The following is a 12399-nucleotide window of genomic DNA, read 5'->3' as shown; positions in this document are numbered from 1 at the left end:
GTTTTGTATAGATAGGTCATTTGTTGTTTATAGTAAAACCCCGTATACCAAAAGGTATACGGGGTCTATTCGTTATTATAAACGTGGTGGTGATTCGCTGTGCACATAATCCATGAAGGTATGCATGGTTTCTGTTTTAGAATTATTCTTCTTAAATGCGAAGCACACTTGTAGTTTGAATGGTTTTTCTAAAGGTACAAAGCCATCATTGATGTTTAAAGACGTTAAAATTTGGCGTGCTACGATGCAACCAGATTTATTCTTTTGACAGTAGTCGATCATTGTATATGGATTGGATAGACGGCTACCGCGGATGTGTAGGTTTTGTTGACCGTTCCCAACATAGTTTTTTAATGTGCGATACATAAAGTATTTAGGTGGATACATGAGCAGTGGTTGTTGCTGGATAGCTTTTAAACTGGCTGTTTCCATACCGTTCACTAAGTTTGGTGCATAGTATACAAATTCGTCTTCTCTAAGCGCGGTGGATTCGTATGCGGACATATCCTTATTATTAGGTAAATAGAGTAATGCAATATCGATGCGGTTTTCTCGTAAGTCGAGCATCAATTCTTCTTCTTCCATATCGTAAATACTAACAGAGAATTCAGGATGGTTTTGGAAGAAGTGGGAAACGTAACCGTTTAGACGGATATCCCCAAGACTACGTAATACACCAATGTTTAGAATTGGGCGTTCAACCTTGCTAGCCAAACGAATAGATTGGATAGCGCGTTCCAATGTGTCGAGAACTTGTTCTGCTTCTGGTAGGAATAACTCACCTTCTGGTGTTAAACGGCTACCTCTTGTAGAACGGGAGATTAATTTCACACCAACTAAACGCTCTAATTTTTTCATTTGAGCGCTGAAAGCTGATTGTGTAATATTCATAGATTGTGCAGCTAATGTAAAGCTTCCTGTTTTATTATAGGTAATAAAACTTTGTAGCTCTTGCATTGTAGGTAACTCTTTCATGTTATTCCCCCAACTTAGACATAAGACTCCAATGATACCTATTACCTTACTTATTCATATTGTAGCATACTATAATTGATTTTTCATCTAAATCTATAAAATATGATGAAACATGCACAACCGATATAGTACGTTGTATTATCGTAAAAAAGTGTAATTAAAAATTGTGATTATGCACTTATTTCAATGACTTTCACAAGTATCGATAATTGACATAACTAGATGAAAATGATATTATACTTGGGTACCATTATGTATAGGTACAGGTTTATTTTAATCTTATGAGGTGATAATCACATGGCAACGAGAAGAGAGGCTCGATTCAAACTTTGTCGTCGCTTTGGTGTGAACGTATTCGGTCACGCAAAAGCCTTGAATCGCGTCAAAAAAGACCAACGTCAGAAGAAAATGTCTGAGTATGGCACACAATTATTAGAAAAACAAAAAGTTAAAGCTTACTACAACTTGCTAGAACGCCAGTTCGTACGCTATTATGATAAAGCGAAAAAAATGCAAGGTGTTACAGGTCAAAACATGTTGATCCTTTTGGAACAACGTCTTGATAACCTTGTATATCGCATCGGCTTCGGTAACTCCATTCGTCAAGCTCGTCAAATGGTAAACCATGGCCACATCTTGGTAAACGGTCGTCGCGTAGACATTCCTTCCTTCTCCTGCAAACCAGGCGATGTAATCGAATTGCGCGAAGCATCTCGTGATAACGAATTGTTCAAAACTAACTTCCAAGAACTTCGTTCTTTCGAACTTCCTTACATTGAAAAAGACTTGGAAGGCTTCAAAGCTACATTCACTCGTCTTCCTCAACGTGAAGAACTTCCTATCGAAGTTAACGAAACACTTATCGTCGAATTGTACTCCAAATAATTTGGCGTCATTTCCCGCAGTGCTTTGCACTGCGGGTTTTTGTATGTTGTGGGTATTGTTTATAAAAGTAGAGCTATCATAAAAAATTAAATTTTAGAGTTTAATCGAGTATAACCTATTATAATAGCAGTGCTTATGATTATTCCAAATCCACATATAAAAAATATATCATGTAAAGGTAATACATTTGCTAAGCTTGTAAATATAGTTATTGATAATATTGATCCAATAGAAAAACCTGTACTTACAGAACCGCTAGCTAATGTTAACTCTTCCTGTGAAAAAATAGATTGTATATATGCATGGACTAAAACAACGGCTGTAAATAATAATATTTCAGATATGCTATATAGAATATAAAGTTCTTCTATTGTTTTTATATAACCTATGCAAAAAATACTTCCCCCATATAGTAAAAAAAGAGGAAACAAAATCTTTTTAAAACTCGTTACTAAGTTAATGGTGAAATATTTAGCAAGAATTCCAAAAACAATGAATGATGCCAGCCTAGAGATTGTTTGTGTATATCCATACTGACTATCAGTTAAATGTAAGATATCTTTAATAAATATTAATAGTAGAATCGGAATACACATATAAAATATTCTAGCTAATATACCCAAATAAACTATAAAATTAATTTTTTTATTTAGGAATAATAATTTATATCCCTTTATTAAAAGTTGAATTCGATCATATATATTTTGTCTAATAGTTTTTTGGGAGATAGTTGAGTATGATTGTATTTTCACATTTCTATTTAATTGATAAAGTAGGTAGGCTGAAATAATATAAGTAATTGCATCAATAACGAATACCATCGTTAAAGAGTAATTAATTATAACGCTAAATAATAAGGAACCACCTATCAATGCAAAACGATTAATAGACCGGAGCAGTGCATTAAATTTGACTAGATCATTTGTAATATTAGGTATAAAAGAAAGTCTAGCGATTCCTAAAATTTTATTATTAAAACCTATAAGAAAAGCTATGATATATACTAGATAAAGGTTATCTATGAAAATAAAAATTAATAATATAAAACCCGAAACTATTTCAGGAACTACCATAGACCACATTAAGCCTTTTTCTTTTACAAGTATCCCTAAAAATGGGCCTAATAACATTCCAACTAATAATGTTGCTATCGTAACTGCCCCTGTATTAAAAGGACTGTGGGTGGTATTAAATATATATGTTATAAAGCCTAGTGTTGTTGCTGTGCTTCCCATTGTTGAAAAAAATAGAGCACTATTTAAGAGAAATGAGTTTTTATTTTCTAGATTCATATTATCATCTCCTAGATTATAGAAGTACAGATATAATATGTGTTGTTTTACAAAATCTAAATTAAACTTTTATCAATTTTTGATATTATATATTCATAATTCTATATAAATATATAAATTTCCTGTACAATATAAAGTTATATGTAATATAAGTAGGTTTTTGCTAAGGCAAGATAATAAAGGGGACTATTCATTCTTTATTATTTAGAGGAGATTAATGGATTTTATACGTGTTGAGTTAGAAGAAAAATATATTGCTGATGTTGAGTCTCGAGAGGAGTGTATTGCCTTTAGTGTGTATATTAAAAGTGGTGATTTTTCCGGACGAGGCACATTTGTTTATACTGTAAATCAATTTAGACAATTAATCAGTCAACTCAAATTAATATATATTACATTAGATGGAGAGGTTCGTATTGCTTATGATGATTCGGATGATTATGTCCATATTATATGCAAATCATATGGACATATAAAAGTAGACGCTCAATTGGGAGGTAGTTGGCGTGATAATTGGGTTAAACTTGTTCTTAATACTGATCAGACCGTATTGAATGAGGTAATACAGCAATGTAATTCTATATTAAAAAATTAATTTGATGATAGCGTATAACTACTAAATTTTAATTGACACAAACCCATAAAATCTGTATACTATTTTGAGTAAGCTTTAGTCGTGTTTCCATTAGCCCCGGAAGCAAAGGACAAGCTGATTTTGGTAGAATTATGACGTTATTAGGAGGATATGCAGCATGAAAACTACATATATGGCCAATCCGAACACAATCGAACGGAAATGGTATGTTGTTGACGCTGAAGGTAAAACTTTAGGACGCCTTGCTGCCGAAGTTGCAAAAGTTCTTCGGGGCAAAAATAAACCAACTTTCACACCACACGTAGACACTGGTGACCATGTGATCGTTGTAAACGCAGAAAAAATTCGCGTAACTGGTAAAAAATTGGAACAAAAGGAATACTTCCGTCACTCTGGTTACCCAGGTGGTTCCCGTTTCACTAAATTGTCCATGATGCTTGAAAAACAACCTGAACGTGTTGTTGAAATGGCAGTTCGTGGCATGCTTCCAAAAAACAAATTGGGTGCACAACAATACCGTAAATTAAACGTATACGCTGGTCCTGAGCATCCACATGCAGCTCAAAAACCAGAAGTGTTAGAAATTTCCGTACGATAATCTAGAGGGAGGAATATATAATGGCAGTAGCACAATATTACGGCACTGGTCGTAGAAAATCTTCCGTTGCTAGAGTTCGTCTGGTACCGGGAACAGGTAAAATCACTGTTAACAAACGTGAACTTAATGATTATTTCGGTCGCCAAACTTTGGAATTGATCGTAAAACAACCTTTGAATTTGACTAACACAGTTGAACAATACGATGTTATCGCAACTGTAGCTGGTGGTGGTCCTTCCGGTCAAGCTGGTGCAATTCGTCACGGTATTTCCCGTGCGTTATTGGACGTAGATGGCGAACTTCGTCAATCTTTGAAAAAAGCTGGCTTCTTGACTCGTGACCCACGTATGAAAGAACGTAAAAAATACGGTCTTAAAAAAGCCCGCAAAGCAAGCCAATTCTCCAAACGTTAATATTTGGAATACAGGATATTACACCTGCAGACAATGTCTGCAGGTGTTTTTTTGTGTTTAATTTATGGTATAGTGTAAATATATTTCATTTGTTAAGGGGAAACAGTATGGAAAAGGATTACGTTACGAGGATTAATTTAAAAACAGCTACAGATCAACGGGAGAAATTAATTGATTTCTGCTTACATGGTAAAAATCAATGTAAAAATCAATTTTTAGCTATAGGTTGGAGTTGTGTTAATATTGAATCTGGACAATATACTGATTTTTATAATGCAGTAAAAGGCTATGTACATAGTCAACATAAGAAAATAAACCCAGCACTTAATGTCTTTAGCTATGCAGAAGTTAATGACTTATTTTGGACCCGGGATATGAAGGGGATTTACTGGATTTGTAGAGTGAAAGGCACCGCAAAAGTTTGTTTAAATAAAACGTTAGATATAGGAGCGATTTTACCTGTTGAAGCCTATGCATTTGGGCTTGAAGTACCTGGGCAGATAAAAGCATCTTTTAATAGACCTAATGGTGGTATTACTGAAAAGATAAAAATCATCAATATTATTGAATATTCTAAATTTGTGTTTAATAAATTATCTGGTAAAAACTACTATGATATTAATTTAAGTATAGTGAATGATGTAATAGCAAACTTACCAGATTTTGAGTTGGAAGAGTTGGTAATTTCTTACCTTCAAATTGTTAAAGGCTATTATCTTCTTTCGAACTCTATTGCTAATAAATCAACGACTGTAAAAATTGAGTGTCAGTTAATTTCACGCGATGTAAATGATGTTAAGAAGGCTGTTGTACAAGTTAAAGGTCCTAAAGCGCCAGCGTTAAATGCTCTTTCTTTCAAGGATTACGAAGATAAAGGATATTATATCTATTTATATGCACCTAAGGTTGATAAGTTAGAAGAAATGAAGAATGTAATTTGTATTTCAGATCAAGAGCTACAAACATTCTATACCGAGTATAAGGCTATTTTGCCAGAATCTATTACTCAATTCGAGAATCTATTTAATATTGGCTTTAGTGAAAAAAAGTAATTTCACATTTACATCCCCATTTTATTTTCCTATAATAGAAATATATAATCGAATTTTTTCGAAAATAGATTTTCATATAGGAGAACTCATATGATTTATAATACAATTCAGTACGTAGTAGACAACGGCATTGGTACGTTGACCTTTAATCGTCCAGCTGTGGCGAATGGTTTTAACATCGAAATGTGCAAGGAGATTCTTGAGGTTTTAGATAAAGCTCACAACGATGAAAGCGTGCGTGCATTGCTCATTAATGCAGAAGGTAAAGTATTCTCTGCTGGTGGCGATTTAACAGAGATGGAGCGCGCTGTAAACGAAGGGGATACTGAGTCTTTATTTGAGATCGTTGAGCTAGTAGCTGAGATTTCTATGGCTATGAAGAAGTTACCAAAACCTGTTATTATGAGCCTTCAAGGGGCTGCAGCAGGTGCTGCCTTTAATATGGCTTTAGCGGCGGACTTTGTTGTAGCTGCTAATAACGTACGCTTTATTCAAGCTTTCGTAAATGTAGGTCTTGCTCCTGATGCGGGCGGTTTATTCTTGTTAACTCGCTCCATTGGTATGAACCGTGCTATGCATATTGTCATGACCGGTGAAGCCGTATCTGCTGAAAAAGGTAAGGAACTGGGTTTTGTGTATAAGGTTTGTGAATTAGAGGATCTAGAGACTGCTACAAGACGTCTTGTTGAGAAGTTGGCAAAAGGGCCCGCACAATCTTACCGCGTTATGAAGGAAATGATGTGGAATAGCTTCTTAGCAGGTTGGGAAGAGTACAAGAAGTTTGAAGTAGAAAACCAATGTGCATTAGGTCTTTCAGAGGACTTTAAAGAAGGTGTACGTGCTTTCACAGAGCGTCGCCGTCCTAAATTTGGTCAACAATAATATTGATTTATGAATATACGGAATGGAATTTCCTGTAATTCATAGGTAAATACAAATATAATTAGAACCGATGTGGCTCCAACTATCGAGTTACATCGGTTTTGCTTTCATTACACAGAAAAAGTGTATATAATAGAACTATTGAAATAGTTTTAGGAGGTCATTATTACATGGCTCAAGATACAATTAAATGTTATGACAGCCCTAGCGATGTAGTTCAAGCATTGGCAGAGGATTTTATTGCTTTCACCAACGAGGAAATCAATCGCACTGAAACGTGTGTTGTTGGTATTACGGGCGGGACTGTTATTAATGGTTTATTAGAATTGCTTAATTCCCCAGAATATATTGAACGCCTCAATTGGGAACGCATATTCTTTGTGTGGACTGATGAGCGATTCTTGCCGCAATCTCATGAGGATAATTACTTCAATCGCGTGAAACCTTACTTGTTGTGTAAGGCGAAAGGGGCGGCTCATTTTTTGCCAATCAATACAGATTCTAAAACTGTAATAGAAGCGGCAGCGGAATACGAGAAAGAGGTTAAGAATGTTCTCAAGGCTTGTAAAAAAAGTGGACTAGATTTGGCATTGCTCGATCTTGGTGAAGATGGTCATACAGCCGGCCTATTTGCAGGTTCTCATGCATTGCGTGTCACAGATCAAGACGTGGTAGCCGTTGAGGATGGAAAGGTATGGGAACGTATTTCTATGACCTTTTCGTTCCTAGCAAAATCTGATGCGGTTTGGTTTACCGTAACTGGTGAAAGTAAGCGAACTGCTTTGACAAAGGTATTGTATCAACGCGAAGATTACGAGGATTTACCTTGGGAAAAACGCATTGGTCGTGTATTGCCTGGAGCAGTGCTTTCACAAGAAGCTATGACCTGGTATGTGGACAAGGCAGCCTATGATGATGTACACTAAAGAGTATAAGTAGTAGTAAAAATAAAGGAGATACATATGGGGTCTATAGGAACACCTGAATTAATAGTTATATTAGTGATTGCTCTAGTTATCTTCGGACCTGGTAAATTGCCTGAAGTCGGTAAAGCTATTGGTAAAGGCATCAATGAGTTTAAAGATGCTATTTCGGGGCCTAAAAAGGCTGTTGATGAAACGAAAGAAGCCGTTAAGAAAGCGACTACTATCGATGTGACAGCAGGGGCTAAGAACGACGATAAACATAAAGAAGCTAAGGATTAATAGGAGGTAACACTATGTGCAAAGATTGTGGTTGTGGCGAAGATAATGGCGTTGTAACAAAGGTATTTACTGTACCGGGGATGATGTGCAACAACTGTAAAGAAACAGTTGAAGGTGCATCTCTAGGTTTGCCTGGCGTATTAAGTGCAGAAGTAGATTTGCCAGAAAAGACAGCTACCGTTTCTTTTGATCCAACAAAAGTATCTGTAGAAGTTATTACAAAAGCCATTGAACGAACTGGCTTTGAAGTGACAGGCGTTGCAGACGGTGTACAAAAACATAGTCATGGATTACTAGGCACTTTGAAACGTCTCTTCAAATAATCGAACCGATGGAGCTGTATTGAAACCTTGTTTCGATGCAGCCCTTTTTTGTTTAAAGAGGTAATATGATGATACGTAAGTTTGATGCTAAAAATTTTAAGTGGGATGGTATTGAAACCTTGGTATATAAACAAGATGGTAGTCCTTTTAAAGATGTAACACGTCAAGTATTATACGATGGTGCTTATGATATTCCGTGTCAATTCCGCTATTTTGAATGTTTGCCAGGGGGATATTCTACCTTGGAGTATCACGATCATACGCATATGGTTATGATATTTCGCGGCAAGGGGCAAGTCTTATTGGGCGATGAAATCCACGATGTAGAAACTGGTGATTTTATCGAAATTCCAGGCAAAACAATTCATCAGTTCCGTGCTAATAAGGGCGATTATATTGGTTTTCTTTGCTTGGTAAATCAAGATCGAGATAAGGTAAAATTATTATCCCCTGAAGAGATGGAAATGTTACGAGCAAATCCTAAAATCAAAGAATTCTTGGAAAGTTGTTAAGCCTGATGGAGGTTCTATGAATACTTTTACACGAGCGGCCCTTACCGTTTTAGTGGGCCTCGTTATTTGGTTTTTACCTCATACAGAGGCAATCAAGCCTGAAGGTTGGCATTTATTAGCTATCTTTACGGCTACTATTGTGGGTTTTATCTTACGTCCCTGGCCAACGGGTATTATGGCGCTTTTTGGTATTGTTGTAGCCGTAGCCACTAATTCCATCACTATGGTACAGGCTCTAGGTGGCTATGCAGAGGCGAATGTGTGGCTTATCGTAGCGGCCGTATTCTTTTCACGAGGTATTATTAATTCTGGCCTTGGTAAGCGTATTGCGTACACCTTGATTTGCTCTTTTGGCACAAGCTCATTAAAGCTTGCCTATGCGTTGGCTTGTACGGACTTGATTATTTCTCCAGCTACACCATCTAATACGGCGCGTGGAGGTGGTATTGTATTCCCCATTGTACAAAATATTTCCTTAGCTTTTGGTTCTGAACCTTATGGTAATACGGCCCGCCGCATTGGGGCATACTTGATGACGACGGCACATACTATTAACACCATTACAGTAACGATCTTCTTGACTGCATGTAGTGGTAATTTACTTATTACGTCCTTAGGGGCGAAGTTATTCGGCTATGATATATCTTGGTGGGAATGGTTCCAAGCCGGTGTGATTCCTGGTGTGATTTGTATGATTTTGATGCCTTGGTTTATCTATAAAATCTATCCACCAGAAATCAAGGAAACACCAGAGGCTGCAGCAATGGCTCAAAAAGAACTAGATGCTCTTGGTCCTATTACGAAGGCTGAAATTTCTGTTGCCATTATTTTTGTTCTTTGCATCTTGCTTTGGGCTACAGCGATTTGGACTAAGCTTCATCCTACAGTTGTTGCGATGATGGGCGTTCTTGCTTGTGTAGTAACTGGCTCTCTTACTTGGGAGGATATTTTGGGTGAACGCACCGGTTGGGATATCCTCATCTGGATGGGTACGCTCGTGGGCATGGCTGGGCTGCTTGGTAAACTCGGTGTAGTAGCTGTCTTTGCAGATTTTGTAAGTCAACATTTAGCTGGCTTTGACTGGTTCTGGGCGTCTTTTATCATTTCCGCTACCTTTGTGTACTCTCAGTATTTCTTTGCCAGTGGTACGGCGCGTATTACGGCTTTATTCTCCGCCTTTGCGGCCATTTTAGTGGCGATGGGGGCTCCTATTCCGTTTACGATATTGCTCTTTGGTTTGATGAACAGTCCTGGCTGTACATTGACTCACTATAGTTCGGGTGTAACACCGATCTTCTTTGGTGCTGGCTATGTGCCACAAGGGACATGGTGGCGTGTAGGTCTTGCTATTTCCGTGGTGAGCTTCCTCATTCATTTCTGGGGCGGCACCTTTGGCATGTGGCTCTTTGGTATCCTATAATATATTTAATCCCTCACTACGGTGAGGGATTTTTCTTGTTATATCTATATTTTTTATACCTTACTAGGTTTGCTATAGTTTTTTGGTATGGTGAACTTCATAAAAAAACTATGATAAATCTATAGAATTTATTGTGAATTATCTTGCGCGGGATAATATAACGTGTTATTATTATTCCGTGATTAATATTACAGAATATTTTAGGAGGAAACATGTTAGGTTTAGTCATTAGCTTATTGATTATTGCGCTAGTCGTGATTATTAATGACATTCGAATTATGAACAACAACTTAACACGTTTTTGTCTTAGAAGTTCCGCGAATGGTTTAATATACAATCAATAAGATTTGACTCTATGGTTTGTTTCTTATGTGTATATTTTCCAAGGGGTACATAGGATTATTTATGTATATAGGAATTCTGTAAACAAAAGGAATATCATTTGTAAACTTTTAAGACGATTCATTGGAATCGTCTTTTTTTATGCGTCGTGAAAGCTGTCCAAGTGGATGCTTTCAAAAGTGAGGAGATTAACATGAGTTGTAGAAGTGACAATTTGAAAACAGGCGTAGCACGTGCACCACACAGATCTTTACTAAAAGCTCTAGGTTTTGTTGATGAAGAAATGGGTAGACCCGTCATCGGTATTGCCAATTCTTTCAATGAAATTATCCCTGGTCACGTAGGCCTGAAAAATATTGTACAAGCCGTAAAAGACGGTATCCGCAACGCAGGTGGTGTGCCAATCGAGTTCAATACTATCGGTATTTGCGATGGTTTGGCAATGAACCATATCGGCATGAAATACTCCTTAGTTACACGTAATATCATTGCAGATTCCATCGAAGCTACTGCTATGGCTACACCATTCGATGCGATGGTATTCATTCCAAACTGTGATAAGGTAGTGCCAGGCATGTTGATTGCAGCTGCGCGCCTTAATATCCCATCTGTATTCGTGTCTGGTGGGGCTATGCTCGCTGGTGTACATAAAGGTAAAAAGATTGGTTTGTCCGACGTATTCGAGGCCGTAGGCAAACATCAGACTGGTGAAATGGATGATGCTGAGTTAGCTGATATCGAAAATACGGCATGTCCTACATGTGGCTCTTGCTCTGGTATGTATACGGCAAATACAATGAACTGTTTAACAGAAGCTCTCGGTATGGGCCTTCCTGGCAATGGTACAATCCCAGCGGTATATTCTGAACGTTTGCGTTTAGCAAAATTAGCGGGTATGCAAGCGGTAGAGGTATTAAAAGCAAACCTTCGCCCTAAAGATATTATGACTCGTGAAGCCTTTGAAAATGCGGTAGCTCTTGATATGGCTTTGGGTGGCTCCTCTAATACGGCGCTTCATTTACCGGCTATTGCTCATGAAGCAGGTGTACCATTATCCTTAGACGATTTCGATTGCATCGCTCAAAATACACCTCAATTATCTAAATTATCTCCATCTGGCGTATATTTCATTGAAGACTTGTATGCTGCAGGTGGTGTATCTGCCGTGTTGAAACGTTTAGCAGAAAATGGTCGCCTTCATACAGATTGCAAAACTGTTGCTCTTAAAACACAAGGTGAAATTGCAGCGGCCGCTCATGTTGTGGATGAAGATGTTATCCATCCATGGGATAATCCAGTACATGAAACTGGTGGTATCGCGGTTCTCAAAGGTAACCTTGCTGTAGATGGTTCCGTTGTAAAAGCTGGTGCCGTAGATGCAGATATGCTTGTTCACTCTGGTCCAGCAAAGGTTTTCAACAGCGAAGAAGAAGCGGTTGAAGCTATCACGGGCGGTAAAATTGTAAAAGGTGATGTTGTAGTTATCCGCTACGAAGGCCCTAAAGGCGGTCCTGGTATGCGTGAAATGTTGACCCCAACATCTATGATTGCTGGTATGGGTCTAGATAAAGATGTAGCATTGTTGACAGATGGACGCTTCTCTGGTGCGACTCGTGGTGCATCCATCGGACATGTATCTCCAGAAGCAGCTGCAGGCGGTACCATTGCTATCGTTGAAGATGGTGATATTATCAACATCGATATTCCAAACGGTAAATTGGAACTAGCTGTATCTGATGATGAAATCGCTCGTCGTAAAGCTGCATTGAAACCATTCAAATCCAATGTAACTGGATATCTTAAAAAATACGCTCTTCACGTATCCTCTGCTGCACAAGGTGCTATCGAAGTATTTGAAGACTAATACTCGACTTTCATTTAATACTAACTAGAGGAGACCGTGTA

General features: G+C 37.6%; 14 protein-coding genes. 12 read left to right on the top strand and 2 right to left on the bottom strand.

The window, feature by feature from the left end:
* Window positions 1-75: 75 nt before the first annotated feature.
* Complete coding sequence (locus ACLRYO_RS03800; protein WP_004696868.1) at window positions 76-975, bottom strand: LysR family transcriptional regulator; 900 nt, start codon at window positions 973-975, stop codon at window positions 76-78.
* A 297-nt stretch (window positions 976-1272) separates the two neighbouring features.
* On the opposite strand from ACLRYO_RS03800, the gene rpsD reads away from it, so the two are divergent.
* Window positions 1273-1860: a 30S ribosomal protein S4 gene (gene rpsD, locus ACLRYO_RS03795; protein WP_004696900.1), complete on the top strand. Its 588-nt coding sequence runs from the start codon at window positions 1273-1275 to the stop codon at window positions 1858-1860.
* Window positions 1861-1946: 86 nt separating this feature from the next.
* Here rpsD and ACLRYO_RS03790 read toward each other — a convergent pair whose 3' ends face one another.
* Window positions 1947-3152: an MFS transporter gene (locus ACLRYO_RS03790; RefSeq protein ID WP_004696857.1), complete on the bottom strand. Its 1206-nt coding sequence runs from the start codon at window positions 3150-3152 to the stop codon at window positions 1947-1949.
* Between the two features lie 217 nt (window positions 3153-3369).
* Here ACLRYO_RS03790 and ACLRYO_RS03785 point away from each other — a divergent pair, with 217 nt between their 5' ends.
* The 11 genes from ACLRYO_RS03785 (at window position 3370) to ilvD (ending at window position 12358) form a co-directional block, all read left to right on the top strand.
* Window positions 3370-3747: a hypothetical protein gene (locus ACLRYO_RS03785; RefSeq protein ID WP_004696830.1), complete on the top strand. Its 378-nt coding sequence runs from the start codon at window positions 3370-3372 to the stop codon at window positions 3745-3747.
* A gap of 157 nt (window positions 3748-3904) precedes the next feature.
* Window positions 3905-4345, top strand: coding sequence for a 50S ribosomal protein L13 (gene rplM / locus ACLRYO_RS03780; protein WP_004695186.1), 441 nt, complete (start codon window positions 3905-3907; stop codon window positions 4343-4345).
* A 20-nt stretch (window positions 4346-4365) separates the two neighbouring features.
* Entirely contained in the window at window positions 4366-4758 is a 393-nt protein-coding gene (gene rpsI / locus ACLRYO_RS03775) for a 30S ribosomal protein S9 (protein ID WP_004695188.1), read from the top strand.
* A 107-nt stretch (window positions 4759-4865) separates the two neighbouring features.
* On the top strand, window positions 4866-5810 hold the full coding sequence (locus ACLRYO_RS03770; RefSeq protein ID WP_004696922.1) for a hypothetical protein: 945 nt from the start codon (window positions 4866-4868) through the stop codon (window positions 5808-5810).
* Window positions 5811-5900: 90 nt separating this feature from the next.
* On the top strand, window positions 5901-6692 hold the full coding sequence (locus ACLRYO_RS03765; RefSeq protein WP_004696802.1) for an enoyl-CoA hydratase: 792 nt from the start codon (window positions 5901-5903) through the stop codon (window positions 6690-6692).
* Window positions 6693-6862: 170 nt separating this feature from the next.
* A complete protein-coding gene (pgl, locus tag ACLRYO_RS03760) occupies window positions 6863-7618 on the top strand; it encodes a 6-phosphogluconolactonase (RefSeq protein ID WP_077707619.1) in 756 nt (251 codons plus the stop codon).
* Window positions 7619-7654: 36 nt separating this feature from the next.
* The gene (locus ACLRYO_RS03755) at window positions 7655-7897 is read left to right on the top strand and encodes a twin-arginine translocase TatA/TatE family subunit (protein ID WP_008602548.1); all 243 of its coding nucleotides are present in this window, start codon (window positions 7655-7657) and stop codon (window positions 7895-7897) included.
* Between the two features lie 14 nt (window positions 7898-7911).
* Window positions 7912-8220, top strand: coding sequence for a heavy-metal-associated domain-containing protein (locus ACLRYO_RS03750; RefSeq protein WP_008602550.1), 309 nt, complete (start codon window positions 7912-7914; stop codon window positions 8218-8220).
* A gap of 68 nt (window positions 8221-8288) precedes the next feature.
* Window positions 8289-8732, top strand: coding sequence for a cupin domain-containing protein (locus tag ACLRYO_RS03745; protein WP_008602552.1), 444 nt, complete (start codon window positions 8289-8291; stop codon window positions 8730-8732).
* 16 nt (window positions 8733-8748) lie between these two features.
* Window positions 8749-10152 (top strand): DASS family sodium-coupled anion symporter, encoded by a 1404-nt coding sequence (locus ACLRYO_RS03740; RefSeq protein ID WP_278607174.1) that lies wholly within the window; start codon window positions 8749-8751, stop codon window positions 10150-10152.
* A gap of 535 nt (window positions 10153-10687) precedes the next feature.
* Window positions 10688-12358, top strand: a complete 1671-nt coding sequence (gene ilvD, locus ACLRYO_RS03735; protein WP_119563366.1) for a dihydroxy-acid dehydratase — start codon at window positions 10688-10690, stop codon at window positions 12356-12358.
* Window positions 12359-12399: the final 41 nt, after the last annotated feature.

Source organism: Veillonella parvula (genome assembly GCF_047241225.1).
Lineage (GTDB): Bacteria > Bacillota > Negativicutes > Veillonellales > Veillonellaceae > Veillonella > Veillonella parvula_O.
This window is presented reverse-complemented; position numbering and strand designations above follow the sequence as displayed.

What these genes read in the sequence shown, in the direction of transcription:
- rpsI (WP_004695188.1), top strand. Translation starts at nt 4,366, where the DNA reads ATGGCAGTAGCACAATATTACGGCACTGGTCGTAGAAAATCTTCCGTT.
- ACLRYO_RS03765 (WP_004696802.1), top strand. Translation starts at nt 5,901, where the DNA reads ATGATTTATAATACAATTCAGTACGTAGTAGACAACGGCATTGGTACG.
- pgl (WP_077707619.1), top strand. Translation starts at nt 6,863, where the DNA reads ATGGCTCAAGATACAATTAAATGTTATGACAGCCCTAGCGATGTAGTT.
- rplM (WP_004695186.1), top strand. Translation starts at nt 3,905, where the DNA reads ATGAAAACTACATATATGGCCAATCCGAACACAATCGAACGGAAATGG.
- rpsD (WP_004696900.1), top strand. Translation starts at nt 1,273, where the DNA reads ATGGCAACGAGAAGAGAGGCTCGATTCAAACTTTGTCGTCGCTTTGGT.
- ACLRYO_RS03740 (WP_278607174.1), top strand. Translation starts at nt 8,749, where the DNA reads ATGAATACTTTTACACGAGCGGCCCTTACCGTTTTAGTGGGCCTCGTT.
- ACLRYO_RS03770 (WP_004696922.1), top strand. Translation starts at nt 4,866, where the DNA reads ATGGAAAAGGATTACGTTACGAGGATTAATTTAAAAACAGCTACAGAT.
- ilvD (WP_119563366.1), top strand. Translation starts at nt 10,688, where the DNA reads ATGAGTTGTAGAAGTGACAATTTGAAAACAGGCGTAGCACGTGCACCA.
- ACLRYO_RS03790 (WP_004696857.1), bottom strand. Translation starts at nt 3,152, where the DNA reads ATGAATCTAGAAAATAAAAACTCATTTCTCTTAAATAGTGCTCTATTT.
- ACLRYO_RS03745 (WP_008602552.1), top strand. Translation starts at nt 8,289, where the DNA reads ATGATACGTAAGTTTGATGCTAAAAATTTTAAGTGGGATGGTATTGAA.
- ACLRYO_RS03785 (WP_004696830.1), top strand. Translation starts at nt 3,370, where the DNA reads ATGGATTTTATACGTGTTGAGTTAGAAGAAAAATATATTGCTGATGTT.
- ACLRYO_RS03750 (WP_008602550.1), top strand. Translation starts at nt 7,912, where the DNA reads ATGTGCAAAGATTGTGGTTGTGGCGAAGATAATGGCGTTGTAACAAAG.
- ACLRYO_RS03800 (WP_004696868.1), bottom strand. Translation starts at nt 975, where the DNA reads ATGAAAGAGTTACCTACAATGCAAGAGCTACAAAGTTTTATTACCTAT.
- ACLRYO_RS03755 (WP_008602548.1), top strand. Translation starts at nt 7,655, where the DNA reads ATGGGGTCTATAGGAACACCTGAATTAATAGTTATATTAGTGATTGCT.